At 71.9% G+C, this 25,982-nt stretch carries 23 protein-coding genes and 1 riboswitch; of the genes, 5 read left to right on the top strand and 18 right to left on the bottom strand.

All coding sequences use genetic code 11. The features are described 5' to 3' along the window. Window positions 1-7: 7 nt before the first annotated feature. The 4 genes from dinB to NYE39_RS01165 all read right to left on the bottom strand — a co-directional run bounded on the left by dinB (window position 8) and on the right by NYE39_RS01165 (window position 3,859). Window positions 8-1,261, bottom strand: coding sequence for a DNA polymerase IV (gene dinB, locus NYE39_RS01180; protein WP_072624435.1), 1,254 nt, complete (start codon window positions 1,259-1,261; stop codon window positions 8-10). Window positions 1,262-1,268: 7 nt separating this feature from the next. After that, a complete protein-coding gene (locus NYE39_RS01175) occupies window positions 1,269-2,048 on the bottom strand; it encodes a class I SAM-dependent methyltransferase (protein ID WP_072624434.1) in 780 nt (259 codons plus the stop codon). A 133-nt stretch (window positions 2,049-2,181) separates the two neighbouring features. After that, the gene (locus tag NYE39_RS01170) at window positions 2,182-3,375 is read right to left on the bottom strand and encodes an integrase core domain-containing protein (RefSeq protein WP_192911330.1); all 1,194 of its coding nucleotides are present in this window, start codon (window positions 3,373-3,375) and stop codon (window positions 2,182-2,184) included. A gap of 124 nt (window positions 3,376-3,499) precedes the next feature. Further along, window positions 3,500-3,859 carry a nuclear transport factor 2 family protein gene (locus NYE39_RS01165; RefSeq protein ID WP_341011655.1) on the bottom strand — a complete coding sequence of 120 codons (360 nt, stop codon included), beginning with the start codon at window positions 3,857-3,859 and terminating at the stop codon, window positions 3,500-3,502. A 172-nt stretch (window positions 3,860-4,031) separates the two neighbouring features. Here NYE39_RS01165 and NYE39_RS01160 point away from each other — a divergent pair, with 172 nt between their 5' ends. Beyond that, window positions 4,032-5,225: an integrase core domain-containing protein gene (locus NYE39_RS01160; protein ID WP_192911330.1), complete on the top strand. Its 1,194-nt coding sequence runs from the start codon at window positions 4,032-4,034 to the stop codon at window positions 5,223-5,225. A gap of 117 nt (window positions 5,226-5,342) precedes the next feature. Here NYE39_RS01160 and NYE39_RS01155 read toward each other — a convergent pair whose 3' ends face one another. Genes NYE39_RS01155 through NYE39_RS01145 form a run of 3 tightly spaced genes read right to left on the bottom strand, consistent with a single transcriptional unit; the run spans window position 5,343 to window position 9,902 of the window. After that, complete coding sequence (locus NYE39_RS01155) at window positions 5,343-9,095, bottom strand: DNA polymerase III subunit alpha (protein WP_341011654.1); 3,753 nt, start codon at window positions 9,093-9,095, stop codon at window positions 5,343-5,345. Further along, on the bottom strand, window positions 9,092-9,571 hold the full coding sequence (locus NYE39_RS01150; protein ID WP_143445475.1) for an SAV_6107 family HEPN domain-containing protein: 480 nt from the start codon (window positions 9,569-9,571) through the stop codon (window positions 9,092-9,094). Before NYE39_RS01150 ends, NYE39_RS01155 begins: the two co-directional genes overlap by 4 nt. A 13-nt stretch (window positions 9,572-9,584) precedes the next feature. Continuing rightward, the gene (locus NYE39_RS01145; protein WP_341011653.1) at window positions 9,585-9,902 is read right to left on the bottom strand and encodes a DUF6504 family protein; all 318 of its coding nucleotides are present in this window, start codon (window positions 9,900-9,902) and stop codon (window positions 9,585-9,587) included. A 93-nt stretch (window positions 9,903-9,995) separates the two neighbouring features. On the opposite strand from NYE39_RS01145, the gene NYE39_RS01140 reads away from it, so the two are divergent. Beyond that, the gene (locus NYE39_RS01140; RefSeq protein WP_341011652.1) at window positions 9,996-11,135 is read left to right on the top strand and encodes a polyprenyl synthetase family protein; all 1,140 of its coding nucleotides are present in this window, start codon (window positions 9,996-9,998) and stop codon (window positions 11,133-11,135) included. Between the two features lie 3 nt (window positions 11,136-11,138). On the opposite strand, the gene NYE39_RS01135 is transcribed toward NYE39_RS01140, so the two are convergent. After that, on the bottom strand, window positions 11,139-11,492 hold the full coding sequence (locus tag NYE39_RS01135; protein ID WP_084450456.1) for an Rv2175c family DNA-binding protein: 354 nt from the start codon (window positions 11,490-11,492) through the stop codon (window positions 11,139-11,141). Between the two features lie 176 nt (window positions 11,493-11,668). Between NYE39_RS01135 and NYE39_RS01130 the strand changes: the two genes are divergently transcribed. Then, window positions 11,669-12,817 carry a LysM peptidoglycan-binding domain-containing protein gene (locus tag NYE39_RS01130; RefSeq protein ID WP_341011651.1) on the top strand — a complete coding sequence of 383 codons (1,149 nt, stop codon included), beginning with the start codon at window positions 11,669-11,671 and terminating at the stop codon, window positions 12,815-12,817. A 35-nt stretch (window positions 12,818-12,852) separates the two neighbouring features. Continuing rightward, the gene (gene pknB, locus NYE39_RS01125) at window positions 12,853-14,811 is read left to right on the top strand and encodes a Stk1 family PASTA domain-containing Ser/Thr kinase (protein ID WP_341011650.1); all 1,959 of its coding nucleotides are present in this window, start codon (window positions 12,853-12,855) and stop codon (window positions 14,809-14,811) included. Window positions 14,812-14,890: 79 nt separating this feature from the next. Here the strand turns inward: pknB and NYE39_RS01120 are convergent, their stop codons facing one another. From NYE39_RS01120 to NYE39_RS01075, 10 genes are all read right to left on the bottom strand, one after another. Then, window positions 14,891-15,799 carry a TauD/TfdA dioxygenase family protein gene (locus NYE39_RS01120; RefSeq protein WP_341011649.1) on the bottom strand — a complete coding sequence of 303 codons (909 nt, stop codon included), beginning with the start codon at window positions 15,797-15,799 and terminating at the stop codon, window positions 14,891-14,893. Continuing rightward, the gene (locus NYE39_RS01115) at window positions 15,796-17,169 is read right to left on the bottom strand and encodes an LLM class flavin-dependent oxidoreductase (RefSeq protein WP_341011648.1); all 1,374 of its coding nucleotides are present in this window, start codon (window positions 17,167-17,169) and stop codon (window positions 15,796-15,798) included. The genes NYE39_RS01120 and NYE39_RS01115 overlap by 4 nt, the downstream gene beginning before the upstream one ends. Window positions 17,170-17,199: 30 nt before the next feature. Further along, window positions 17,200-18,075 (bottom strand): ABC transporter permease, encoded by an 876-nt coding sequence (locus NYE39_RS01110; protein WP_341011647.1) that lies wholly within the window; start codon window positions 18,073-18,075, stop codon window positions 17,200-17,202. Next, window positions 18,075-18,920 (bottom strand): ABC transporter ATP-binding protein, encoded by an 846-nt coding sequence (locus NYE39_RS01105; protein WP_341011646.1) that lies wholly within the window; start codon window positions 18,918-18,920, stop codon window positions 18,075-18,077. The genes NYE39_RS01110 and NYE39_RS01105 overlap by 1 nt, the downstream gene beginning before the upstream one ends. After that, on the bottom strand, window positions 18,917-19,960 hold the full coding sequence (locus tag NYE39_RS01100) for an ABC transporter substrate-binding protein (RefSeq protein ID WP_341011645.1): 1,044 nt from the start codon (window positions 19,958-19,960) through the stop codon (window positions 18,917-18,919). Before NYE39_RS01100 ends, NYE39_RS01105 begins: the two co-directional genes overlap by 4 nt. Then, window positions 19,960-20,559 (bottom strand): NADPH-dependent FMN reductase, encoded by a 600-nt coding sequence (gene ssuE, locus NYE39_RS01095; protein ID WP_341011644.1) that lies wholly within the window; start codon window positions 20,557-20,559, stop codon window positions 19,960-19,962. The genes NYE39_RS01100 and ssuE overlap by 1 nt, the downstream gene beginning before the upstream one ends. 294 nt (window positions 20,560-20,853) lie before the next feature. Next, window positions 20,854-20,968: riboswitch (SAM riboswitch) on the bottom strand. A 199-nt stretch (window positions 20,969-21,167) separates the two neighbouring features. Further along, window positions 21,168-22,493, bottom strand: coding sequence for a class II 3-deoxy-7-phosphoheptulonate synthase (locus NYE39_RS01090; protein ID WP_072624422.1), 1,326 nt, complete (start codon window positions 22,491-22,493; stop codon window positions 21,168-21,170). 88 nt (window positions 22,494-22,581) lie between these two features. Then, window positions 22,582-23,268: a response regulator gene (locus NYE39_RS01085; protein ID WP_072624421.1), complete on the bottom strand. Its 687-nt coding sequence runs from the start codon at window positions 23,266-23,268 to the stop codon at window positions 22,582-22,584. Beyond that, a complete protein-coding gene (gene macS, locus NYE39_RS01080) occupies window positions 23,265-24,467 on the bottom strand; it encodes a MacS family sensor histidine kinase (protein WP_192911933.1) in 1,203 nt (400 codons plus the stop codon). The genes NYE39_RS01085 and macS overlap by 4 nt, the downstream gene beginning before the upstream one ends. 3 nt (window positions 24,468-24,470) lie before the next feature. Next, window positions 24,471-25,280, bottom strand: coding sequence for a lysophospholipid acyltransferase family protein (locus NYE39_RS01075; protein ID WP_192911932.1), 810 nt, complete (start codon window positions 25,278-25,280; stop codon window positions 24,471-24,473). A gap of 109 nt (window positions 25,281-25,389) precedes the next feature. On the opposite strand from NYE39_RS01075, the gene NYE39_RS01070 reads away from it, so the two are divergent. After that, on the top strand, window positions 25,390-25,959 hold the full coding sequence (locus NYE39_RS01070) for a hypothetical protein (protein WP_192911931.1): 570 nt from the start codon (window positions 25,390-25,392) through the stop codon (window positions 25,957-25,959). The last annotated feature ends 23 nt before the right edge of the window (window positions 25,960-25,982 follow it).

Below are 25,982 nucleotides of genomic sequence, written 5' to 3'. Positions count from 1 at the left end.
GGTCGCCTCAGCGCCCTGCGGTAGGTGGGCGCTCCCGTCGACCTCGATCGGAGATCAGGCTCGCCGGGCGGACACTGCCCGCACCGAAGCGGGCGCTCGCCCGGTCGACCGCCCGATCGGCGTCGCGCCACCCGTGCTCCGGCTCGTCGAGCGCCACCTGGACCGGCGTCGAGGAGGCCTCGGAGAGCTGCTCGACGCGCACCCCGACCAGACGGACCCGGGCGCGCTGCAGGCCGAGGGCGTCGTAGAGCTCACGGGCCAGCGCCGCGATGTCGCGAGAGACGTCGGTGGCATCGCGAAGGGAGCGTGACCGCGAGATCGTCGTGAAGTCGGCGAAGCGCACCTTGATGCTCACCGTGCGCCCGACGAGACCGGCGGACCGCAGCCGCGAGGCGACCTTGTCGCTCAGGGCCAGCAGGGTGCGGTGGACGACGTCGGGGTCGTCGACGTCGTGGTCGAAGGTGCGTTCGTTGCCGATGGAGCGCTCGCGGCGGACCGGCTCGACGGACCGCGGGTCGCGGCCCCAGGCGAGATCGTGCAGGTGGCTGCCGGTGGCCTCGCCGAGGGCGCGGATCAGGGTCTGCCGCGGGGTGTGCGCGATGTCGGCCACGGTGCGCAGGCCGAGGCGGGAGAGCGCCTCCTCGGTCTTGTCCCCGACACCCCAGAGGGCTCCGACGGGCAGCTGCTGGACGAAGGTGACCACCTCGTCTGCCGGGATGACGAGGAGCCCGTCGGGCTTGGCCAGGCCGGAGGCGAGCTTGGCGACGAACTTCGTGCTCGCGACACCCACCGAGCAGGTGATGCCCTGCTCGTCGGCGACGGTGTCGCGGATGCGCTGGGCGATCGTCGCGGGTGAGCCCATGAGGCGCACGGCACCGGCGACGTCGAGGAAGGCCTCGTCGCTGCTCAACGGCTCGACGAAGGGGGTGATGTCGGCGAAGGTCGCCATGACCGCCGAGGAGATGCGCGAGTAGAGCTCGTGCTCGGGCGGCAGGACGGTCGCCTGCGGGCACAGCCTCCGGGCGCGGCCCATCGGCATCGCCGAGGTGACCCCGAAGGCGCGCGCCTCGTAGGTCGCCGAGAGGACGACCCCGCGGTTGCCCCCACCGATGATCACCGGAGTGCCGACGAGCTCGGGGTGGGCGATCAGGGAGGCGGACGCGTAGAAGGCGTCCATGTCGACGTGCAGGATCGTGCACCCGGTGTCGTCCGGGGGGCCGTGGCCGACCCGCGGTGGGGGCCGGTACTGACGCCGGCTCATCGGGGCCTCAATCGCGGCGGGCGACGAGGTGGACTGCCGCGCCCAGCCCGGACAGCCCGGTGCGGCCCTCGTCGGCGGCAGCGATCTCCTCGAGCTCGAGCAGGGCCGCCCGCTCGGCGTCGGAGTCGACGAAGGCGCTCGGGACGAGGTCGCTGAAGATCCGCACGCCCCGGGCCTCGAGGGTGCTGAAGCCAGCACGAGTGAGCATCTCGGCGAGCTCGTCGCGGTCGAAGCGGCGCGGGATCGGGTCGTCGTCGCCCCAGCGGCCGTCGGCGCTCGTGAGCGCCTCCTTGGCCTGGTCGAAACGCCCGGCGATGGCCCGCGCGATGACGGCGGCGACGCGCTGGGCGGTCACGAGGGAGAGGTGGCCCCCGGGGGCGAGGACCTCGGCGATGCGGGCCAGCGTGGCGGTGGGGTCCTCGACGTACTCGAGGGTGCCGTGGCAGCACAGCAGGTCGATGCTGCCGGGCTCGACCGTGCCGGCGAGGGTGTCGGCATCGCCCTGGACGGCGCTGATGCGGGAGGCGGCGTCGGACTCGGCGACCCGGCGGCTCAGCGAGGCGAGGGCGTCGGGGCTCGGGTCGACGACGGTGACGGTGTGCCCCTGCTCGGCGAGCGCGACGGCCAGGCCGCCGGTGCCACCGCCGAGGTCGAGGACACGCAGCGGCCGCGAGAGCTCACGCTGGCGCGACTCGCTCAGGGCACGGACCTGGGACCACACGGCTGCCGTCCGGACATTGCCCTCGACTCCGCTGCCGCCACGTCGCCACGCACGCTCCTCACTCATGGCCCCAACCCTAGTCGCCGCCCCCGACACCCCCTTCGGCCTCCCCGCTCCGGGTCGAGGTACCTGCGACCGACTATCCGGTTGTCTTGTGAAGGGACCTATCGGACAGTGTGTGAAGACACTTGTCTGACAGTCAGGGGCGTGCTGTGACTCGAACGTAGTGGCGTTCGCCCTTGGGTGTCTCGATCTTTGCGGGATCGAGTCTGATGTGGGCCAGGAGCCGGTTGTCGTGGAAGAGGACCGCGTGGTCCTGGTCGACGAGGTACTGCAGTTTGGCTCGAGCCCAAGCGACTCCCAGGGCCACGCGTGCTCCGGGCAGGTCGAAGTAGCCGGCCGGGCTCAGGGTGACCTCGCGGATGAACTGACGCTGCGTGAGCTCGCTGGCGTCGGCAACGGCCTTGTCGCTGCTCGCGTAGCGGCTGGCCGGGGTGACCCCACCGATGCCTTGGTGAGGGCGCTGGGTGTTGAACAGCACGTCGTAGGCGTCCAACAGCTGCTGCAACTGGGGCAAGTCAGCCGCGGTGGGCCGAGCAGCGAGCCACTGGTCCAGGGTGCGCCACTCACGTTCCTTCTTGCCGTTGGTCTGGGGATGCCCCGGGCTGGAGTTGATCATGCCGACCCCGATGCGGTGCAGCTTGGACTCGAATGTGGAGTACCCGCCACCACGGGTCAGGCGAGCGGTGAACGCGGAGCCGTTGTCGCACTGGATGAACGCCGGCTTGCCGTGACGGTCCATGGCCTGCAGCAAGCACGTCCACGTGTCCTGACCGTTTTCGCTGGGCGCGGCCAGCGAGCCCATCAGCATCCTGGAGTGGTCGTCCTGGAACCGCAGCACGACTGCCGAGCCCTCGACGAGCTCGACCCCGTGCCCGTCGAGCTGCCAGACCCCGTTGGGGTGCATCGCTTCGAACCGTCGATAGCTGGACTTGGGCCGTTTCGACGGTGTGGGCGTGGTGCGGCCGTGATCGCGCAGGATCTTGTGACAGGTGCGCGCCGAGGGCGCCTGCACGCCCTGACTCGTCAGCCAGTCGTGCACGGACTGCGCGCCGCCGTCCCAACCCTGCTCGACCAACTCGTCGTGCTTGGCCACCACCACGGCCACCACGTCAGCAGGGGTTGCCCTGGGAGAGTTGCGCGGGCGCGTGGAACGGGGAACAAGCCCTTCCACCCCTTCCTGCAGCATCCGCCGTCGATACCGGTAGTACGTATCCCGAGAGATCCCGTACTCCCGACAGATCTGCGTCACCGAAGCCCCAGAGACCTCCTCCAAGACCACCTGGGCGCCAATGGCCAACCGTGCCTCCACCGAGACCGCCTTCGTGCTCATGCAGCCGATCATCCGGCCACCGACCGAGCCCCAAGGACTGTCAGCGATGTCCCTTCACATGTCTGTCAGAAAGGTCCCTTCAAAACACAACCGACTATCCGGTCGGGGATACCTCGATCCACCGTCAGGTGAGGAGGGTCCCCTGGTGATGGACCTGGCGCCAGCCTCCATCCCGTTCGCACCAGATCGACGTGCGTCGCGCGCGGCGCTCCCCCTGGGCCGACGTCCACGAGACCCGGATGACGCTCGGTGCGATGACCCGGGCTCGCAGGTCGTCGATCTCGATGGTCGACGAGTCGGGGTCCGCGGACTCCGACTCGAGCATCGCAAGGATCGAGTCGCGGTCCCAGACCCGACCAGACGCCCCGACCTCCTCGAAGTCCGGGGCGATGAGGTCGCGCAGACGCCCGGCATCGGCCCGCGTCTGTGGCGACTGCAGCTCGCGCTCGAGGTCCAGGACCGTGATCAGCGCCAAGTCATCCATGTGGACATTCAAGTACAGGTCGCCACCAACACCCGCTGCGCCTCCCCGCTCGGGGTCGAGGTACCTGCGACCGACTATCCGGTTGTGTTTTGAAGGGACCTTTCTGACAGACATGTGAAGGGACATCGCTGACAGTCCTTGGGGCTCGGTCGGTGGCCGGATGATCGGCTGCATGAGCACGAAGGCGGTCTCGGTGGAGGCACGGTTGGCCATTGGCGCCCAGGTGGTCTTGGAGGAGGTCTCTGGGGCTTCGGTGACGCAGATCTGTCGGGAGTACGGGATCTCTCGGGATACGTACTACCGGTATCGACGGCGGATGCTGCAGGAAGGGGTGGAAGGGCTTGTTCCCCGTTCCACGCGCCCGCGCAACTCTCCCAGGGCAACCCCTGCTGACGTGGTGGCCGTGGTGGTGGCCAAGCACGACGAGTTGGTCGAGCAGGGTTGGGACGGCGGCGCGCAGTCCGTGCACGACTGGCTGACGAGTCAGGGCGTGCAGGCGCCCTCGGCGCGCACCTGTCACAAGATCCTGCGCGATCACGGCCGCACCACGCCCACACCGTCGAAACGGCCCAAGTCCAGCTATCGACGGTTCGAAGCGATGCACCCCAACGGGGTCTGGCAGCTCGACGGGCACGGGGTCGAGCTCGTCGAGGGCTCGGCAGTCGTGCTGCGGTTCCAGGACGACCACTCCAGGATGCTGATGGGCTCGCTGGCCGCGCCCAGCGAAAACGGTCAGGACACGTGGACGTGCTTGCTGCAGGCCATGGACCGTCACGGCAAGCCGGCGTTCATCCAGTGCGACAACGGCTCCGCGTTCACCGCTCGCCTGACCCGTGGTGGCGGGTACTCCACATTCGAGTCCAAGCTGCACCGCATCGGGGTCGGCATGATCAACTCCAGCCCGGGGCATCCCCAGACCAACGGCAAGAAGGAACGTGAGTGGCGCACCCTGGACCAGTGGCTCGCTGCTCGGCCCACCGCGGCTGACTTGCCCCAGTTGCAGCAGCTGTTGGACGCCTACGACGTGCTGTTCAACACCCAGCGCCCTCACCAAGGCATCGGTGGGGTCACCCCGGCCAGCCGCTACGCGAGCAGCGACAAGGCCGTTGCCGACGCCAGCGAGCTCACGCAGCGTCAGTTCATCCGCGAGGTCACCCTGAGCCCGGCCGGCTACTTCGACCTGCCCGGAGCACGCGTGGCCCTGGGAGTCGCTTGGGCTCGAGCCAAACTGCAGTACCTCGTCGACCAGGACCACGCGGTCCTCTTCCACGACAACCGGCTCCTGGCCCACATCAGACTCGATCCCGCAAAGATCGAGACACCCAAGGGCGAACGCCACTACGTTCGAGTCACAGCACGCCCCTGACTGTCAGACAAGTGTCTTCACACACTGTCCGATAGGTCCCTTCACAAGACAACCGACTATCCGGTCGGGGATACCTCGACCCAGGGCGAAGGGGGCTGCCCCGGCCGGTCTACACCCTCAGTGCCCGGAGCTGCCGGGCGAGGAGTGCCACAGCTTGCGCGGGGGCTCGACGCCGGTGCCGGCAGGGCGGGTGTCGGCCCACGGCGACTGCCGGAAGCCCGACGCATGGACGAGCACCCGGTGCCCCTCGGGCTGCTGGTGCGCGGCATCGCGGGCGCGGGCGAGCTCGTCGGCCTCGTCGAGAGCGGCGTGGACGGCCGAGATGCCGCCGCGCTGCCAGGCCTCCCACAGCGTCGACAGCTCCCACGCGCCGGAGGCGAGCACCGAGACCCCGCGCGGGCCGGCCCGGCGGATCGTGCCGCGCACGAGGAGCAGCCAGGAGTGGAAGATCGTCGCCGCATAGGGCCCCTGGACGTCCTCGAAGAAGGTCGCGTCGACCGGCCCGGTCGCGTCGTCGACGGTGAGGAAGACGACCCGGCGCCCGGAGCGGATCGGTGGGGTCTGGGTCGCGACCTTGACCCCCGCGGCGAGGATCTGGGCACCACTGCGCACCGAGAGCAGGTCGGCGCTGCGAGTCACCCCGAGCGCCTCGAGCATCGGCGCGTAGAAGTCCATGACGTGCCGCGAGGCGTCAAGCCCGAGGATCTCCAGCTCGGCACCCACCTGGTCGGGCACGCTCATCTCGGGCAGGCCGACGCCCTCTCCGAGCTCCGGGGAGTCGCCGAGGTCGAGGGTCAGCTGGCTCGCGACCGGGGTCGGCGTCGTGCTCGTACGCACCTGCTGCGCCCCGGGTCGCCCCGCGGCCCAGGCCGGCGCCTCGATCGCCCGGGTCCGGGTGCCCCGGCCACCAGCACTCCGCCCCCGCGAGCGCCCGGTCGCCGCCCGGGACCACCGGTCGAGCTCGGCGACATGGAGCAGCAGGTCGCGTCGGGTCAGCCGCCCCCGGTGGCCGAGCCCCGGCCCACCGCGGTCGGCGCCGGTGCCGTGGACGGAGTCGAAGGCCCCGACGAGGACGAGCCGCTCGACGACCGGCCGGCTCACCCGGGCCCGCTGCCAGAAGTCGGTGAGCGAGTCGAAGGGGGCCCCGGCGACGACGCGGGCGATCTCCCCTTCGCTCATGCCCTTGACGTCGGCCAGCGAGAGCCGGATCGCCCACGTCGACCCGTCGGGCAGGTCGGGGTCGTCCGGTCGGGGGCCGGGGACGGGGGCGCGCTCGACGCGGTACTCCCCCGTGCTCGCGTTGACGTCGACGCCGAGGATCGTCACGCCGAGCGAGCGGGCCTCCTCGAGGAGCAGCCGCTTGGGGTACATGCCCGGGTCGTGGGTGAGCACGCCGGCGAGGAAGGCCGCCGGGTGGTGCGCCTTGAGCCAGGCCGACTGGTAGGTCGGCATGGCGAAGGCCGCCGCGTGCGCCTTGCAGAAGCCGAAGGACGCGAAGGCCGCGAGCACCGCCCAGATGCGGTCGACGTCCTCCGGCGGGTACCCGCGCGCGGCCGCAGCCGGGCGCCACCACGCCTCGATGCGTGCCTGCCCGTCGGGACTGCCCATCGTGCGCCGCACCTCGTCGGCCTGGGCGAGGGTCGCCCCGGTCGTCTCGGCGATGATCCGCAGCATCTGCTCGTGGAAGACGACGACCCCCTCGGTCTCGGCGAGCGCGGGCACGAGCCGGTCGTGGAGGAACTGCGGCCGGCTCCACCCGTGCCGGGCCTCGAGGAAGGGTCGGATCATGTCGGACTTCACCGGGCCGGGGCGGAAGAGCGAGATGTCGATGATCAGGTCGTCGAAGACGGTCGGCGCGAGCTTGCCGATGAGCTCGCGCTGCCCCGGGCTCTCGATCTGGAAGCACCCGAGCGTGCGGGTCGTGCGGATCATCGCGAAGGTCGCCGGGTCGTCGAGCGGCACGTCGGACCGGTCGTCGAGGTCGACCCGCTCCCCCGTGACCCGCTCGACCTCACCGACGGCGTGCGCCATCGCCGACTGCATCCGGATGCCGAGGACGTCGAGCTTGAGCAACCCGAGCGCCTCGACGTCGTCCTTGTCGAACTGGCTCATCGGGAAGCCCAGCCAGCTCGACTCGACCGGGGTGCGGTCGAGCAGCCCGCCGTCGGAGAGCACCACCCCACACGGGTGCAGGGCGATGTGTCTCGGTAGCCCGTCGAGCCGCTCGACGAGGTCGAAGAGCGTCGTGAGCCGCCCCCCGTCGAGGCTGCGGGTGCGCAGCTCGGGCAGCTCGGCCATCGCCGAGCGCACGTCGCGGGCCCGGATGTGCGGGAAGGCCTTGGCGATCTCGTCGACCTCGGCCGGTGGCACCCCGAGCGCGGCGCCGACGTCGCGGATCGCGTGCCGCGCCTTGTAGGTGTCCATCATCGACACGCACGTCACCCGGTCGCGGCCGAAGCGCTGCAGGACCAGCTCGTACATCTCGGTGCGGCGGGCCGACTCGACGTCGATGTCGATGTCGGGCAGCTCGGCCCGCAGCGGCGAGCAGAAGCGCTCCATGAGCAGGTCGTGCCGGATCGGGTCGATGGCACTGATGCCGAGCAGGTGGTTGACCAGGCTGCCGGCCCCGGAACCACGGGCGGCGACCCGCACCCCGGCGCCGGTGATGATGTCGACGACCTCGGCGACGGTGAGGAAGTAGGTCGGGTAGCCCAGGGCCTCGACGACGTCGAGCTCGTCGGCCAGCCGCTCCTCGACCTGCCGCAGCACCGACGGCGGCGCGTCGGGGTAGCGCGCGCCGATCGCCGCCCGGCAGCGCTGCGCGAGCACCGCCTGCGGGTCCTCGTCGGGGCGCAGCCCGAGCACGTGCGCCTCGGGCAGGTGGACCCGGCCGATGCCGAGGTCCTTGCGGTCGTCGAGCGCGCACCCCATCGCCGTGCGCGCCGTCTCGTCGAGCAGCGCCGCGGCCCGTTGCCGGGGGCTGGCGCAGGCAAAGCCCCCGGCACCCCCGCCGAGAACCGCCGCGACCCGCTCGGCGCGCGCGGCCATCGTCGCGTCGTCGGCGAGGTGCCCGGCGGTCGTCACCCGGTCGAGGTGGCGGGTGTCGAGGACGACGAGGCGGCGGGTCGCGTCGAGGACGTCGGCGGTCGCCGCGTCATGCGGGTGCAGGTGCCGCACGGCGGCGGTGAGCACGGCCGGCACGTCGCAGGCATCGGCGAGCCCGAGCAGGTGGGCGGCGTGGCCGGTCGACGCGGGCGTGCCCGGCGGGCCGCCGTGGTCGACGACCTCGATGGCCACGGCCCCCGGCGGCAGCAGCCGCTGCCAGGCCCGCAGCCGCTCACGGGCGACGTCGGGCCGGCGGGCGAGCAGCGCGGCACCGACGTCGGAGGTCGGGCCGAGCAGGAGCAGCAGCGGGGCCGGCTCGTCGGGCCCCGGCGCCGCCGCGTGCCGGGCGAGCATCGCCGCGGTCGCGACGGCCTCGCCGCGCTCACCCGTGAGGTGCACCTCGCTGACGAGCCGGCACAGCCGTGCCCAGCCGACCCCGTGCGGCACCCCGGCACCCGCCCCGCGGGCGAGGACGGTAACCCGCGGGTGCCTCGGGTCGACCTCGGCTCCCCCGCGCACCGGGGTCCGCCGGCGGTCCGGGGCGCGCCCGCCACCGTCGACGGCGAGATCGACCCCGAGCACGGGGGCGATGCCCGCGGCGGTCGCGGCCCGGACGAAGCGCACCGCCCCGTAGAGCCCGTCGCGGTCGGTCAGGGCGAGCGCCGGCTGCCCGAGCTCCGCGGCCCGGGCCACGAGGTCCTCCGGTGTCGTCGTGCCGTGCCGAAGGGAGAATCCCGACGCCACGTGCAGGTGGGCGAAGCTCACCCGGCCTCCCCCCTTCGCCGCATGTCCTCGAGGTCGTGCGAAGGGGGGATGGCGACGAGGTCGGCGGTGACCCGGACCGGGGGCAGGCCGAGCACGCCGGAGACGATCCGCACGAAGTCCTCGCCCTGGCGGAGCAGGTCGTCGACCTCGCGGACCGACATCGGCCCGGACGCCCCGTGGCCGGGGCGGGAGCCCCCTTCGGGCAGGACGGTCGCGAAGAAGTCCGCCCACTCGGTCAGCTCGGGCGCGACCCGCGGCAGCAGGCGCCACACGTCGACCGGGCCGTGACCCCGTGGGCCGGCCAGGTCACGGACGGTGAGGACCGCCGCGGCAGCACGCAGCACCGCGACCCGGGTGCCGGCGCTGCGGGCGGCGACCGAGCGGGCCATGTGCGCGCCGGACAGACTCTCGCCGGCGGCGGTGAGCAGGTCGAGCGCGGCGTCGAGCCGCTCGGGATGCAGGACGGGGACGGCCACCACGACGACCGCCTCAGTCCTGGGTCCGCAGGAGCTGCCACCCGGCGGACCCGCCCGACGCGCCCTCGCCGTCGACACCGAGGTCGTAGACCCCCGGCGCACCGGCCCGGCCGCGCTGCGCGCTCACCCGCCACACCTCGCGGGCGAGCGGCACCTGCGCCAGCGCGCCCTCGCTCGAGCGCCACCACGCGTGCCGCTCCTGCCAGTGGTCGACGACCTCCGTCACCCGGTAGAGCCGCCCCCTCCAGAGGAACTGCTCGGGGACCGCACCACCGACCGGTCGCGGGTCGCCCACCCGCACCTCGATGGCCTCCTCGACGAGCCTGACCATGACCACTCCCTTCGCTCGAACACCTGTTCGAACACAGTACGCCGGGGGGCCGACACCCCGTCAACCCGGTCGACGTAGGCTGGTCACGACCCGGTGATCCGACCACGGAGCACCGACACCACCGCCCCCTTCGTCACTGGAGCCCACGTGCCGCACCCGTTGGACCGGGCCGACCTGCGCTCGCGGGTCCAGACCCGCATCGACGTCGAGCTCGACCGCTGGGCCGACGAACTCGCCGAGATCGGGCCCGACGTCGTCGACCTCACCGATCCCGTCCGGGCCCTGCTGCAGGGCGGCAAGCGGCTGCGGGCCGGCTTCGCCTACTGGGGCTGGCGGGCCGCCGGCCGCGACGACCACGAGGGCGCGATCGCGCTGGCGGCGGCGATGGAGCTCTTCCAGGCCGCCGCTCTGGTCCACGACGACGTCATGGACGACAGCGAGACCCGCCGCGGGGCCCCGGCGATGCACCGGGCCCTCGCCCGCGCGCACTCCGAGCGCGCCTGGCACGGCGACCCCGAGCGCTTCGGCACCGCCGGCGCGATCCTCGCCGGCAACCTCTGTCTCGGCTGGTGCGACGACCTCTTCGCCGACTCCGGCCTGCCACCCGAGTCGCTCGCCGCGGCCCGACCGGTCTTCGAGCGGATGCGCGGCCAGCTCATGGGCGGCCAGTTCCTCGACATCGTCACCTCGATGCGACCGTGGCACGACCTCGCCGACGACGAGCGCATCGAGTGGGCCCGCAAGGTGATCCGCTACAAGAGCGCGAAGTACTCCATCGAGCACCCGCTGCTCATCGGCGCGACCGCCGGCGGCGCCTCCGCCGCCGACCTCGACGCGCTCTCCCGCTACGGCCTGGCGCTCGGCGAGGCCTTCCAGCTGCGCGACGACGTGCTCGGCGTCTTCGGCGACCCCGAGGTCACCGGCAAGCCCGCGGGCGACGACCTGCGCGAGGGCAAGCGCACCGTGCTCATCGCCCGGGCCCTCGCCGACGCCGACGACGTGACGACGACCCGCATCGACCAGTGGCTCGGTGCTCCTGACCTGGGCACCGACGAGGTCGAGGCCTTCCGTGAGCTGCTGGTGGTCACCGGCGCGCTCGAGGGTGTCGAGCAGGACATCGCCGCGGGGGCACAGGTCGCCCGCGAGGCCCTCGCCGCGGCGGTCGGCGTCGGCGGCGAGGCCCGTGAGGTGCTCGCCGAGCTCATCGACGCGACGACGGCCCGCAGCACCTGAGGCCTACGCCTCCTCCATCGCCCGGCGGCGCACCTCGGTCTTGAAGCCGGCACGGATCGCCGCGATCGGCGTCGGCCCGCCGGGCAGGGTCTCGTCGTGGGCAAACATCCACTCGACGATCTCCTCGTCGTCGAAGGCATTGTCCGACAGCACGGTGAAGGTCCCCGCGAGCTCGGGCAGCGGCCCGTCCTCGCCGAGGAAGTCCACCGGCACCGACAGCACCTTGCGCTCCCCGCGGCGCACCGCGACGAGCTGGCGCTCGTCGAGCATCCGGCGCACGTCGCTCAGACGCACGTCGAGCCTCTCGGCCACGTCGGGGAGGGTCAGCCAGTCGATCTGCGCAGGGGTCTCGTCCACGCCCGACAGTGTGTCAGCCGCTCCCCGAGATCCCGCGCGAAGGGGGCGCGTCGCCGTTCATCCGGCCTCCCGAGGAGATCTTCGGTACCGTCGATGCCGAATCAACATACGTCACACCAGTCACACGCACCCCATGCCACCGGGCGTCCCCTGCGCCCCGAACATCGGAGTCCCCCTTGGTCCTTCCGCTCATCGTCCCCGTCCCGGCCACCCCCGTGGCCCCGGCGATCGACCTGACCGCCGAGACCACCACGCACGTCACCTCCTCCGCAGGGTCGCGCCACCACACCGTGCGCTCCGGCGAGACGGTCTACGACATCGCCGCGCGCTACCGCGTCTCCCCCGCCGCCCTGCTCTCCCGCAACGGCCTGTCCTCGAGCGACTTCATCCACCCCGGCCAGAAGCTCACGGTGCCCGGCCGCGCATCGGGCGGGTCCTCCCCTTCGTCCTCGGCCAAGCCCGCCCGCTCCGGGGCGACCCGCGGCTACACCGTCCGCAGCGGTGACACCCTCTCCGGCATCGCCGCCCGCCACGGCATGAGCGTCGACCGGCTGCGCAGCCTCAACAACCTGGACCGGGGCTTCATCCACCCCGGCCAGCAGCTGCGCGTCACCGGCACCGCCGCCAAGCCCGCCAAGCGGGCCACGAGCCGACCCGCCGCGACGGGGTCGCACACCGTGCGCTCCGGCGAGACGCCCTCCGGCATCGCCGCCCGCCACGACATGAGCGTCACCCGCCTGGCCAAGCTCAACGACCTGAGCACCCGCGACTTCATCCACCCGGGCAGCACGCTCAAGGTCGCCGGCTCCTCGAGCCCGGCGAAGAAGGCATCGCGACCGGCGAAGAAGAACAACACCTTCGCCGGTCGCACCTACGCCGACCACATCGTCGACGCCGCCGACCGCAACCGCTCGACCCTGGCCGCCCGCTCGGTGCCCAGCCGCGACGCGACCAAGGACAAGATCACCCGGATCTCCCGCCAGCACGGCGTCGACCCCTCCTTGGCCCTGGCGATCTCCTACCAGGAGTCCGGCTGGGACCAGCGTCAGGTCTCCGTCGCCAACGCCGTCGGCGCGATGCAGGTCATCCCGAGCTCCGGCGAGTGGGCCTCGCAGATGGCCGGGCGCGATCTCGACCTGCTCGACACCGACGACAACATCACCGCCGGCGTCCTGCTCCTCAAGGTCCTCACCCAGCAGGCCGACACGACCTCCGAGGCCATCGCCGGCTACTACCAGGGCCTCGCCTCGGTGGAGAGCAACGGCATGTACGGCGACACCAAGCAGTACGTCGCCAACGTCAAGGCACTCCGAAGCCGGATGTGACGGGCTGACGCAGGGGGCGAACCTAGACTTTGGGCGTGACCACCGCATCCACGCACCCGCTCGTCGGCGATCTCGTCGACGGTCGCTACCGCGTGCTGCGCCACCTCGCCGACGGCGGGATGGCCACGGTGCTGCTCGCCACCGACACCCGGCTCGACCGGGAGGTCGCGCTCAAGGTCATGCGCCCAGACCTCGCGGCGGACGAGACCTTCGTCTCCCGCTTCCGCCGCGAGGCCCGCTCCGCCGCGCGGCTGAGCCACCCCAACGTCGTGCCCGTCTTCGACCAGGGCGAGGACGGCGGTCAGGTCTTCCTCGCGATGGAGTACGTCGAGGGACGCACCGCGCGCGCAGTGGTCGACACCGAGGGCGCGCTCACCGTCCGCGCCGCGCTCGACGTCCTCGAGCCGGTGCTCACCGGCCTGGCGGCCGCCCACGAGGCCGGCTACATCCACCGCGACGTCAAGCCCGAAAACATCCTCATCCCCGAGCGGGGCGCGATCAAGGTCGCCGACTTCGGCCTGGCCCGGGCCGTCACCTCGCAGACGACCACCGCCGAGGACGGGGTGCTCTTCGGCACGGTCGCCTACCTCTCCCCCGAGCAGGTCGAGCGCGGCATCGCCGACGCCCGCAGCGACGTCTACGCCGCCGGGCTGATCCTCTTCGAGCTGCTCACCGGGCAGCGGGCGATCGACGGCGAGTCGCCGATCCACGTCGCCTTCCAGCACGTCCACGGCTCGGTGCCGCGCCCCTCCGAGCGGGTCGAGGACCTGCCGGGCGAGCTCGACGACCTCGTCGCCCTGGCCACCGCGCGCGACCCCGACGAGCGCCCGCGTGACGCGGGTGCCTACCTCGCCGAGCTGCAGCGGGTGCGCGCCGGGCTGACACCCCAGGAGCTCGACCGTCGGCCGCACGTCGTCGCCGGAGGAGCCGCGGCCACGGCGTCCCCGCAGTGGCGGTCGGCGGGTGGCGCAGCGGCCACCGTCGCCCACCCACGCCCCGAGCGCACGCGCGCGATCGACACCGGTGCCGCGAGTGCCGCGAGTGCCGCGGGTGGCACCGGCGCAGCGGGTGGCGCCTCGACAGCTGCAGCGGAGCCCCCTTCGTCCCGGCGGGGGTGGCGCCGCGCGCTCGTCGCACTCCTGCTCGTCGTCGCGGTCGCCGCCGGCGGTGGCTGGTGGTGGACCCAGGAGGGCCCGGGCAGCACGGTCGTCGTGCCCGACGTCACCGGCCTCTCCCGCGCCGACGCGGAGGCCAGCCTCACGCAGGACGGCGACCTGGGCTACGTCGAGTCCGCGGCCTTCGACGAGCAGGTGCCCAAGGGCGAGGTCATCACGTCCAACCCGCCGACCGGCACCGAGCTGTCGAAGGGGTCCGACGTCACCGTCGTCGTGTCCAAGGGGCCCGAGCGCTACGAGGTCCCTGACCTCACCGGCCGCACCGCCGCCCAGGCCAGGACCACACTCGAGCGACGCACCCTGACGGTCGGTGCGACGACGCAGGCCTGGGACGACGACGTCGCCAAGGGCCGCGTCGTCTCGACGACGCCCGCCCCCGGCACCGAGGTCAAGCGCGACGCCAAGGTCGCCCTCGTCGTCTCCAAGGGCCCCGAGCCAGTGGCCGTGCCGACGGTGACCGGCCAGGGCGCCGAGGCGGCAACCAGCGCGATCGAGGAGGCCGGGCTCGAGGTCACCCGCGCCGACGACGCCTACTCGACGAGCGTGCCCAAGGGCTCGGTCATCAGCCAGTCCCCGAGCAGCGGCACGCTCCTGCCCGGCGAGACGGTGACGATCACCGTCTCCAAGGGCCCGGAGATGGTCGCCGTCCCGTCGGTCGAGGGTCTGAGCCGCTCCGCGGCGACGACCAAGCTGGAGGCCGCGGGCTTCAAGGTCGCGGTCCAGACCTTCCTCGGCGGGCCGCTCGACGAGGTGCGCGCCTCCCGCCCGAGCGGCGGCACCGCCCCCAAGGGCTCGACGGTCACGATCCTCGTCGTCTGACGCCATCAGGTGGTCGCCCGGTGCTGCACTCCCGTGGGGATGCAGCACCAGACGACCACCTGATGCCGGACGAAGGGGGTCAGACCGCCGGCGCGTAGTGCGAGGCGTCGCCCATGATCGAGCGGCTGCGCTCACCGTCGATGCCGACGGGCACCTCACCGGCGACGGTGACCCGCTCGAGGCGGCGGGGAAGCCCGTCGTAGTTGTCGGGGGCGTAGTGCTGGGTGATCTGGTTGTCGAAGATGACGAGCTGGTCGGGCTCCCAGACGACCCGGACGACATTTTCCGGGCGGGTGACATGGCTCTGGAGCAGGCGCAGGATGTCCCGGCTCTCGGTCTTCGACAGCCCGACGAATCGGGAGACGAAGCCACCGAGGTAGAGGCCCCGCTCCCCCGTGCGCGGGTGGACCCGCACGACCGGGTGCTCGGTCTCGAAGGTCTGCGAGGTGAACTCGGCCCGGCGCTCCTTGACCGCGTCGTCGTGCTCCTCCGGCGGCGTCGCGTAGTCGTAGTCGTTGGTGTGCACCGCCCACAGGCCGTCGGCCAGGCGACGCAGCGGCTCGGGCAGGTCGCGGTAGGCCGCGGCGGTGTTGGCGATGAGGGTCTCGCCGCCGTGCGGGGGCACCACCTTGCTCGACAGGGTCGTGTAGGCCGGGGGCGCTTGGACGAAGGTGACATCGGTGTGCCAGTGGTTGGCCGCGGACCCCCCGAAGGTCTCCGACGCCACCGGCAGCACGCGCGGCGCGCCCTCGACCGAGGCGACCGTCGGGTGGGCCGTCGTCAGCTCGCCGAGCTGCGCGGCGAAGCGCTGCTGGCCCTCGCCGTCGAGCGGCGCACCCCGGAAGACGAGCGCCTGGTGCTCGTCGAGGGCCTCGCGGACGAAGGCCAGGGTCTCCGGGTCGAGCGGCGCGGTGATGTCGACGCCGACGACCTCGGCGCCGATCCGGCCGGTGATCTTGCGGATGTCACGGATGGGTGTGGTGCTCATGCTGCGTGCTCCTTCGTGGTGGACGTTCTGGTGGTGGACGTGCGCGTGCTGGAGGTGCCGCCGATGTGGCCCGCCTCCGGGCGAGCGAGCCCGTAGTGCTCGCGCAGGGTCGTGCCGGTGTACTCGCGACGGAAGAGGCCGCGCTCCTGGAGGATCGGCACGACGGTGTCGACGAAGACCTCGAGGCCCTGGGGATAGGTCGGCGGCATGATGTTGAAGCCGTCGGCCGCCCCCTTCGTGAACCACGTCTCGAGGTCGTCGGCGATCTGCTCGGGCGTGCCGGCGAGGACCCTGTGCCCCCGCCCGCCCGCGAGTCGTTCGATGAGCTGGCGGACCGTGAGCTCCTCGCGCCGGGCGAGCTCGGTGACGAGGGTGAAGCGGCTCTGGTTGCCCTGGGTGATGCGCTCGACGTGCGGCAGCGGACCGTCGAGGTGCTCCTCGGTGAGCTCGACGTCGAGCATCGAGCTCAGCTGCGCCAGACCGTAGGCCGGGACGATGCCGGCATTGATCTCCGCCTCGAGCCGCTGCGCCTCCTCCTGCGTCGACCCGATGATCGGGCTGATGCCGGGCAGGACGAGCAGCTCGTCGCGGGAGCGTCCGTGACGGGGCAGGCGCCGCGTGAGGTCGTCGGAGAAGTCGATGCCGTCCTGGAGGGTCTGCTGGGCGGTGAAGACCGCCTCGGCGTACCGCGCGGCGTAGGCCTTGCCCGCCTCGGACGAGCCGGCCTGGACGAGCAGCGGATAGCCCTGGACCGGCCGCGGCACGTTGAGCGGGCCCGCCACGTCGAAGAACTCGCCGTGGTGGTCGATCGGCGCGATGCGGTCGGTGTCGGCGTAGACGCCGCTCGTCGTGTCGGCGACGATCGCGTCGTCGCCGAAGCTGTCCCACAGCGCGGCGACGACCTGGAGGAACTCCTCGGCCCGCTCGTAGCGACGGGCGTGGTCGGGTCGCTCGATGCCGAAGTTGCCCGCCTCGATCGCCGAGCTCGAGGTGACGATGTTCCACCCGGCGCGGCCACCGCTCAGGTGGTCGAGCGAGGCGAAGGCCCGAGCGAGCGTGTAGGGGTGGTTGTAGGTCGTCGACGCGGTCGCGATGAGCCCGATGTGCTCGGTGCTCGCGGCGAGCGCCGACAGCAGGGTCAGCGGCTCGAAGCCCGAGTGCGAGTTGTGCCGCACGTTGTCCCCGAGCCCGACCACATCAGCGAGGAAGACCGAGTCGAGCCGGCCGCGCTCCGCGGTACGGGCGATGTCGACGTAGTGCTGCAGGGTCAGCGCCCGCACGGGGTCGGTGGAGTGGTGGCGCCAGGCCGCTTCGTGGTGCCCGTTGGGCATGACGAAGGCATTGAGGTGGAGCTGTCGTTGAGGTGCCATGTCGTGGATTCCTTTGTGGGCGAAGGGGGTTCAGGTGCCGGTCGGCGTGGTGCGCCACTTCGAGAAGTGCCTCTCGAGCCGCACCAGCACGGTGTTGACCACGAGGCCGAAGACCGAGACCGTGAGGATCCCCGCGTACATCTGCGGGATCTGGAAGCTGCTCTGCGCGTTGACGATGAGATAGCCCAGCCCGGCCTTGGCGCCGACCATCTCGACGGCGATGAGCACGAGGATCGAGGCGGTTCCGGCCATGCGGACACCGGTGAAGATCGTCGGGACCGCCGAGGGCAGCACGACCCTGGCGAAGAGCTGCAGGTAGCTCAGGCCGAGAGTGCGAGCGGCCCGCACGAGGAGCGGGTCCACCGTGCGCACCCCCGCCACGGTGTTGAGCAGCACCGGGAAGAAGGCCGCGAAGGCGACGATCGAGACCTTGCTCAGCTCACCGATGCCGAGGAGGAGGGTGAAGACCGGCAGCAGCGCCAGGGCCGCGGTGTTGCGGAAGAGCTCGAGCAGTGGGGTGAGGAACTCGCGCAGCCCCTCGTACCAGGCGACGGCGACGCCCAGGACGACGCCGGCGACGACGGCCAGGCCGAAGCCGATGACCGACCGGGTGAGGCTCGCCTGCAGGTGCTCCTGCAGCTGCCCCGTGCGCCCGAGGTCCCACAGGGCCTCGAGGACGACGTGCAGCGGTGGGAGGAAGACCTTGCGCGAGGGCTCGAGCAGGTACTGGGTGCCGAACTCCCACAGCAGCAGGAAGAGCACCACCGCTGCCGAGCGGCGCACGCCGGTGCGCAGGGCCCGCGTGGTGCGCTGGGCCCGCGTGGGCAGCGGGGGGACGACCACTCCGGACGAAGGGGGTCCCTCTGCGCCTGTCGTGGTGGGCTGGGTCAGGGTCGCGGTGCTCATCAGGCCGCCCTCTCGGTGCCGTCGGGCTGGATCTTGTGGTGGCCGGCGCGCTGGGCGCGCTCGACCTCGTCGTGCAGGAGGCTCCAGATCTGGTGCCGGTAGCCGACGAAGTCCGGGTCGGACCGCAGGTCGCGAGCGCCCGCGCGCTCGCCGAGGTCGATGTCGACGACCTGCTTCAGGCGCCCGGGGCGTGAGGAGAGGATCGCGACGCGCTGGCCGAGGTAGACCGCCTCCTCGATGCCGTGGGTGATGAAGACGGCGGTCGTGCCGGTCGTGCGCCAGATGCGCAGCAGTTCGTCCTGCAGCTGCTCCCGGGTCTGGGCGTCGAGCGCAGCGAAGGGCTCGTCCATGAGGAGGATGCCCGGCTCGTAGGCGAGGCTGCGCGCGATCGCCACCCGCTGCTTCATCCCGCCCGACAGCTCGTGCGGGAGCCGCTCCTCGAAGCCGGACAGGCCGACGAGCGCGAGGTACTCCCGAGCGCGCTCGGTGCGCTCGCGCCGGCTGAGCGGCAGCTGCTCGAGCCCGAAGGCGACATTGGCCAGGGCCGTGCGCCACGGGAAGAGGGCGTACTGCTGGAAGACGACACCCCGGTCCAGGCCGGGCCCGGTGACGACCTCGCCGTCGACGAGGACCTCACCGCTGGTGGGTGTGCTCAGCCCGCCGAGCAGGTCGAGCAGGGTCGTCTTGCCCGACCCGCTCGGGCCGACGAGAGTGAGGAACTCCCCCGCCGGGACGGTGAGGCTGATGTCCTCCAGGGCCCGCAGCACGCTCGCGCGGGGCTGGTCCTTCGTCGGGCGGACGACGAACTCCTGGGTGACGTGGCGCAGCTCGATGCTCGAGGTCACGTCGTCCCCTCCTCGGCCAGGTCGTTGTACTCGTTGGTGTAGATCGAGGCGGGGTCGAGCTCGTCGCGATCGACGATCCCGGTGCTCTGCAGCCAGTCGGCCCACTGGGTGAAGTCCTCGTCGGTGACGACTCCCCCCTTCGCCGGGACGCCGGTGCTCTTCCAGTACTTGACGTTGTCGGTCGTCTCGTTGCGGTCGCGGCCCTCGATGATCCGCGCGAAGCGCGCGTGCACCGTGGTGCGGGGGCTCGTGCGGGCCCACTCGATGGCCTTGGCGACACCGGTGGTGAACTCGCGGACCGCCTCGGGGTGCTGCGCGATGAAGTCGTCGCGGAGCACGTACTGGCCGCCGTTGAGCTGGTGCCCGAGGACCTCGGTGTCGCGCACGAGCTCGCGGATGTCGGGCTGGGCGAGCGCCCGGTCCTGGAGGATCCCGCCGAGCGCGCCGACGTCGACCTGCTTGCGGCGGATCGCCTCCTCGGTGTCGTTGGGCGGCAGGACGACGAGCTGGACCTGGTCGATCTCCTTGCGGGTGAGGCCCGCCGACGTCAGCCAGGTCTCGACGTAGGCCTCGGCGTGGGCCCCCAGGGTGTTGACCGCGATCTTCTTGCCGACGAGGTCCTTGGCCTCGGTGATCTCGCTGTCCTTGCGGACGTAGAGCCCCTGGTAGGACTGGCGGTCCGAGCCGTAGTAGTTGATGACGGCGGTGATCGGCGAGCCGGCCTCGACGAGCTTGACGATCGCCCCAGAGAAGGCGCCGCCGACGTCCGTCTGACCGGTCGCGACGGACTGGATGTCCTGCGGCCCGCTCACCGTCGCCCCGACGTACTCGAGGGAGATGGTGTCGAAGTACCCAAGGTCCTCGGCCAGCTCGGGGAAGGTGACGTTGTTGGCGCTGCCCTGGTATCGGAAGGTGACGGGTCCCCCTTCGTCCTCGGCGGCGGCGTCGCTGCTCGGCAGGGCGCACCCGGCGAGGGCGGAGGTCGTCGCGATCCCGGCGAGGCCGAGCAGGACGGTACGGCGTGAGGTGGAGGTGCTCATCAGGCCACCGCCACCGATCGGGCCAGCAGCTCGCCACGGTGGGCGGCGTCGGCCGCGGCGACGAGCGAGCGGCCGGCGACCGCGTCGAGGAAGACGCGGGTGACCTCGGCGAGCGGCCCGGCCGCGGAGTCGGCGATGCTCACCTCGCCCCCGTCGAGCCGGGTGACCTCGGAGGCGAGGACGAACCAGCCCGGTGTGATCGCGCTCGGCGCCAAGCTCGCGAGCACGGGGCGCAGGGCGTAGTCGACGGCCAGGACATGGGCCGGGCTGCCGCCGGTGGCGATCGGCAGGACCACCTTGTCCTTCAGCCCGGTCTGCGGCAGCAGGTCGAGGAAGGCCTTGAGCAGGCCGCTGTAGGCCGCCTTGTAGACCGGCGTCGACACGATCACGGCGTCGGCCCGCTCGAGGGCGCAGGCGGCCCGGGCGATGTCGTCGTGCTCGGCATCGGCCCGCAGCAGCGGCTCCGCGGGCAGGTCCCGCAGGACGATCGGGTGCACGACGTGGCCGGCGCGCTGGACCCGCTGGGCCAGGTGGCCGAGCACGGCGTCGGTGCGGGAGGTGGTCGAGGGAGAGCTGGAGATCGTGGCGATGACGGCCATCGGGTGCCTTTCGGTGGGCAGGTGGGTACGACGGATCGACGGTCGACGAAGGGAGGCTCGTCGCCGGTGGTGGGAGTGCTGGGTCGCCGGGGGTCTGCATTGCCGTAGGGCAATGCAGGTTCAGGTCGGCCGGGCATCGCATTGCCGTAGGGCAATGCAGATTCAGGTCAGCGACAGAGGGCGCTGTTGACCCGCAGCAGGTCGACGTGGCGCCGCAGCGCCGGACGCAGCGACCGCGGTGCGGTCGTGACGGTGGTGCTCATGGGTGTCCGTCCTGTCATGAGGCCGGTGAGTGCCTCGCGCTTGCTCCGGCCGCGACGACCGGAGCCAGGTCCTCACCCGGAGCACCCCACCGCGAGTGGAGGGTTGCCGCCCAGCAAGCCGGGGCTTGACGCTGGATCTCGTGACCTGATGAAGAACCTACGCGGATGCATCTCCTACTGCAACGACAGGAGTTACGAATCTCGCCATCCGGGACGTGCGAATCCCCCTGCCCCGCAACGAGACCTGCTCGACAAGAGAAACCCTCGCTTCGCAAGAGTTTCAAACTCTTGCGAAGCGAGGGTTTCTCGGGTGACCCGGAAATCGTGGGGCGGGTGGGACTCGACTCAGCCCTCGCTGAGCATCTCCGCGGTGAGGAAGGCCAGCTCCAGGCTCTGCTGGTGGTTCAGGCGTGGGTCGCAGACGCTCTCGTAGCGCTTGTTGAGGTCCTCGTCGAGGATGCGCTCGGCGCCGCCGAGGCACTCGGTGACGTCGTTGCCGGTGAGCTCGACGTGCAGGCCGCCCGGGACGGTGCCCAGAGAGCGGTGCACCTCGAAGAAGCCACGGACCTCGTCGACGACGTCCTCGAAGTCGCGCGTCTTGAAGCCGGACGCGGACTCGAAGGTGTTGCCGTGCATCGGGTCGCAGATCCAGGTGACCATCGCCCCGGAGTCACGGACCTTTTCGACGATGGCCGGCATGGCCTCGCGGATCCGGCCGGCCCCCATGCGGGTGATGAAGGTCAGGCGGCCGGGCTCACGCTGCGGGTCGAGCAGGTCGATGATCCGCAGCAGCTCGTCGGGGTCGGCCTTGTCGGAGACCTTCATGCCGATGGGGTTGCGGATCCGGCTGACGAAGTCGAGGTGCGCGTGGTCGATCTGCCGGGTGCGCTCGCCGATCCACAGGAAGTGCCCCGAGGTGTCGTAGAGGTTGCCGGTGCGCGAGTCGACGCGCGTCATCGGCCGCTCGTAGTCGAGCAGCAGCGCCTCGTGGGCGGACCAGAACTCGGTGGCCCGCATGGCCTCGAAGTCGACACCGCAGGCGGCCATGAAGCGCATCGCCTTGTCGATCTCGCGGGCCAGGCCCTCGTAGCGCCGGTTGGCGGCGTTGGAGACGAAGCCGACGTTCCAGTCGTGGACGCGCCGCAGGTCGGCGAAGCCGCCCTGGGTGAAGGCGCGCACGAGGTTCAGCGTCGCGGCGCTCGTGTGGTAGCCGCGCAGCAGGCGCTGCGGGTCCGGCTCGCGCGACTCGGGGGTGAAGGCGAAGTCGTTGACCATGTCGCCGCGGTAGGCGGGCAGGGTCACGCCGTCACGGGTCTCGGTGTCCTTGCTCCGCGGCTTGGCGAACTGCCCCGCCATGCGGCCCATCTTGACGACCGGCATGCCGGCGCCGTAGGTGAGGACGGCGGCCATCTGGAGCACGGTCTTGATCCGGTCGCGGATGTTGTCGGCGGTGGCGTGGACGAAGGTCTCGGCGCAGTCACCGCCCTGCAGGACGAAGGCCTCGCCGACCGACGCCGCGGCCATCCGGTCGCGCAGGTCGTCGCACTCGCCGGCGAAGACGAGCGGCGGATAGGTCGCCAGGCTCGCCACGGTCTCGTCGAGGGCGGCGCGGTCGGGCCAGCTCGGCTGCTGGGCGGCCGGCAGGTCGCTGTCGATGGTTGCGGCGGTCATGGGCGCGGGGACTGCAGTGGTCACCCGTCAAGGATAGGCCGCGACCCCCTTCGCCCCGGCACCCGTCCAGCCACAGGACGAAGGGAGGTCACTCCGGCTGGTCGAGGCCGCGGCTGATGGCGAAGCGGGTCAGCTCGACGCGGTTGTGCAGGTGGAGCTTGCCGAGGATGTTCTGCACGTGGTTTTGCACGGTGCGGTGGGAGATGACGAGGTCGGCGGCGATCTCCTTGGCCGTCATGCCCATGGCGACGTAGCGCAGGATCTCGGTCTCGCGCTCGGTGAGCTCGGGCACCGGCGAGGCCGACTCCTCCTCGGCCACGGCAGGTGCGGTGCGGGCCCGGCTGCTCATCTCGCGGAACTCGCCGAGCACCAGGCCGGCGAGCCCCGGGGTGAAGACGGCCTCTCCCGCCCCGGTGGCCGTCACGGCGTCGCGGATCTCCTGCGGCGAGGCGGACTTGACGAGGTAGCCGCTGGCGCCGGCCTTGACCGCGGCGAGGACGTCGTGCTCCTCGCCGCTCGCGGAGAGGATGAGCACCTTGGTCGTCAGGTCGTTGATCGCCGTGCACACCTCGTCGCCGCGCAGCTGCGGCAGGTTGAGGTCGAGCACGAGCACGTCGGGGGTGGTCGCCCGGGTGCGCCGGACGGTCGACGGGCCGTCGGCCGCGGTGCCGACGACCTCGAAGCCGGCGTCCTCGAGATCGCGCACGAGGGCGTCCCGCCACAGCGGGTGGTCGTCGGCGACGAGGACCTTCAGGGGCGCGGTGGACTCGCTCATGGGGCCGAGCCTGCCATGTCGCCCGTCGGCACGGTGAGCGTGACGGTCGTGCCGCCGGTGCCCGGCGAGCGCCAGCTCGCGTCGCCGCCGAGGTCGAGCATGCGGCCGCGGATCGAGCTGCTCGCCCCGAGCCGCCCCTGCGCGGCCGCCTCGACGAGTCGGTCGGGGGCCATCCCCACGCCGTTGTCGCGAACGACGACCTCGAGGCCGGTCTCGTCGGCGTCGAGCAGCACCCAGGCCTTGGCTCCCGCGCCCGCGTGCCGCTCGACGTTGTCGAGTGCCGCGGCGACGGCGGCCTCGACCTCACGGGCGGTCGCGGCCGGCACGGTGACCGGCCCGGCGGGCAGCACGACGTCGACCCGCGCCGAGCGAAGGGAGGCCAGCCCCGCGGCGAGGTCGCGCACCTGCGGGCCCGGGTCGGAGGACGTGGCCGCCGAGGGGGTGTCGACGGCCGCCGCCGGCTCGAAGCGGGTGATGAGCGTGCGCAGCGAACGTTCCTGGTCCGCGGCAAGGTCGGCCAGGGCCTCCCCTTCGCCCCCGAGCTGACGACCGCGGCGGTTGATCATCGCCAGCGCCTGCAGCACGCCGTCGTGGACCTCGCGCCCGATGCGCTCCCGCTCGGCCAGCCGCTCACTGGCCGCGAGAGCCTGCTCGAGACGCTTCTGGCTCTCGCGGGCCAGCTGCACGGCCAGGCCGACGAGGATCCCGAGGATGTAGAGCAGGAAGATGTTGTGCCAGGTCAGCTGGCCGGGGTGCTCGGCCTGGATGAGGTTGGCGGTGGCGATGACGGTGGCCGCCAGGACGCCGCCACGGATCCCGCTGAGCAGGGCGCCGGCCATCACCGAGGCGGCGCTCCACACCCCCGGGACCGTGGAGATGCCGGCGCTCACCTCGACGGGGTCGTAGACCTCGCTGGTGAGGAAGATGCCGATGCAGGCGATGGCCAGCTCGACGGCGATGGCCACCCACGTCGGTCGCGGCAGCAGCGGCGCGGCGACCGACCACGCGAGCGCGACGACGAAGAAGACGACGATCGGCCACCACAGGATGACGTGCTCGCGGTGGACGCCCACGAGGATGCCGGCGTAGACGAGCGCGACGAAGCGGTAGAGCGCCAGTCCCCGGCCCCCGGCGCTGTCGATGAGCGGCGACGGGTTGTAGTGCCGCCGCAGCGCGCTCGACCCGGGGTCGATGACCACGGCCTACAGACCGTCCTTGCTGTCGGCGGACCAGGGGTCGTTGCCGTCGGCGCGCTCGAGGGCGTCCTCGAGCTCGGGCACGGCCCGCCCGGGCCGGGCGGCCTCCTGCAGCTCGCGTGCGCGACGACGAGCCTTGGTGAGCAGCTTTTCCTTCATCGACGTCGCGTACATGTCGACGTACTCCTGGTCGGACAGCTGCATCAGCTCGTACATGATCTCGTCGGTGATGGAGCGCAGGACGAAGCGGTCGCCCTCCATGCCCTCGTAGCGGGAGAAGTCGAGCGGTGCACCGATCTTGACGCCGATGCGCCGGATGTTGGGGATGACCTGGCCGGTCGGCTGCGCCTTGTCGGTGTCGATCATCGCCACGGGGATCACCGGGACGCCGGCCGTCAGGGCCATGCGGGCGACGCCGGTGCGGCCGCGGTAGAGGCGCGAGTCGGGCGAGCGGGTGCCCTCGGGGTAGAGACCGAGCAGGTCGCCGGCGTCGAGCACGCGCAGGCCGGCGTTGAGTGCCGCCTCGCTCGCCTTGCCGCCGCTGCGGTCGATCGGCAGCTGCCCGACGCCGCGGAAGAAGGCCGCGGTGAGCCAGCCCTTGATGCCGGGGCCGGTGAAGTAGTCGCTCTTGGCGAGGAAGGTGACTCGGCGGTCGACGACGAGCGGCAGGAAGATCGAGTCCGAGAAGGACAGGTGGTTGCTGGCCAGGATCGCCGGCCCCTCCTTGGGGATGTGCTCGATCCCCTCGACCCACGGCCGGAAGAGCACCCTGAGCACGGGCCCGATGAAGACCCTCTTGAGCATCCAGTACAGCACTGCCGCATCACCTCCAGATCGCTGCGAACTCTACGGTAAGGAGCGGGTGGATGGCGCGTGCGAGACTGTCCACGAGCGAGCACCCCGAGACACGGCGACGGAGCACGAGATGGTCGAGCGTCAGCACCCCGACGAGGAGGACGTCGACGCGGCCTTCGCCTCGATCGTCGCCCGCTGGGACGACGAGTTGCCTGCCGAGGACCTGCCCGACCATGAGCGCCCGGAGCCCCCGGTCGACCCCACCCCGGCAGCACGCCGGCAGAGCACCGGCGACGTCCGCGGCGCACTGCGCCCCCGCGACCCACGGCCCGACACCGACGAGCCCCGCTCCCCTGCCGCCGACGAGCCGGCCGTCCCGTGGCGGGTCGACCCGAACCACTCCGTCGCCGACGCCCTGCTGTCCTCCGACGACGACCCGAGGCAGGCCGACGACGGTGAGGGCTTCACCCCGCCTCCCCCGGCCCCTCTGCCGCCACGCACCGACCGCCTCTTCTGGGGGGCGCTGCTCGGCCTCGTCCTGGGGCCGTTCCTCCTCGTCTGGCTGGTCGCCACCCGCCCCGACTCCGGAGGATGGCTCACCGCCGTCGCGATCGGGCTCATCGTGGGCGGCTTCGCCTGCCTGGTCCTGCGCCAGCCGAGCAACCGCGACGACGACCCGACCAATGGTGCCCGGGTCTGACGCACCCGCCGCGCCCCCTGCTC

Origin of the sequence: Janibacter sp. FSL W8-0316 (assembly GCF_038004165.1) — a bacterium.
Classification (GTDB): Bacteria; Actinomycetota; Actinomycetes; order Actinomycetales; family Dermatophilaceae; genus Janibacter; species Janibacter indicus.
Note: the sequence above shows the minus strand (reverse complement) of the source record. Positions and strands in the feature narration are given on the sequence as shown.

Bases quoted from the DNA above. Each gene is read 5' to 3' on its own strand.
- dinB (WP_072624435.1), bottom strand. From the start codon at position 1,261: ATGAGCCGGCGTCAGTACCGGCCCCCACCGCGGGTCGGCCACGGCCCC.
- NYE39_RS01170 (WP_192911330.1), bottom strand. From the start codon at position 3,375: ATGAGCACGAAGGCGGTCTCGGTGGAGGCACGGTTGGCCATTGGCGCC.
- NYE39_RS01070 (WP_192911931.1), top strand. From the start codon at position 25,390: ATGGTCGAGCGTCAGCACCCCGACGAGGAGGACGTCGACGCGGCCTTC.
- NYE39_RS01110 (WP_341011647.1), bottom strand. From the start codon at position 18,075: ATGAGCACCGCGACCCTGACCCAGCCCACCACGACAGGCGCAGAGGGA.
- NYE39_RS01175 (WP_072624434.1), bottom strand. From the start codon at position 2,048: ATGAGTGAGGAGCGTGCGTGGCGACGTGGCGGCAGCGGAGTCGAGGGC.
- NYE39_RS01090 (WP_072624422.1), bottom strand. From the start codon at position 22,493: ATGACCGCCGCAACCATCGACAGCGACCTGCCGGCCGCCCAGCAGCCG.
- NYE39_RS01165 (WP_341011655.1), bottom strand. From the start codon at position 3,859: ATGGATGACTTGGCGCTGATCACGGTCCTGGACCTCGAGCGCGAGCTG.
- NYE39_RS01100 (WP_341011645.1), bottom strand. From the start codon at position 19,960: ATGAGCACCTCCACCTCACGCCGTACCGTCCTGCTCGGCCTCGCCGGG.
- ssuE (WP_341011644.1), bottom strand. From the start codon at position 20,559: ATGGCCGTCATCGCCACGATCTCCAGCTCTCCCTCGACCACCTCCCGC.
- NYE39_RS01145 (WP_341011653.1), bottom strand. From the start codon at position 9,902: ATGGTCAGGCTCGTCGAGGAGGCCATCGAGGTGCGGGTGGGCGACCCG.
- NYE39_RS01115 (WP_341011648.1), bottom strand. From the start codon at position 17,169: ATGGCACCTCAACGACAGCTCCACCTCAATGCCTTCGTCATGCCCAAC.
- NYE39_RS01120 (WP_341011649.1), bottom strand. From the start codon at position 15,799: ATGAGCACCACACCCATCCGTGACATCCGCAAGATCACCGGCCGGATC.
- NYE39_RS01085 (WP_072624421.1), bottom strand. From the start codon at position 23,268: ATGAGCGAGTCCACCGCGCCCCTGAAGGTCCTCGTCGCCGACGACCAC.
- NYE39_RS01160 (WP_192911330.1), top strand. From the start codon at position 4,032: ATGAGCACGAAGGCGGTCTCGGTGGAGGCACGGTTGGCCATTGGCGCC.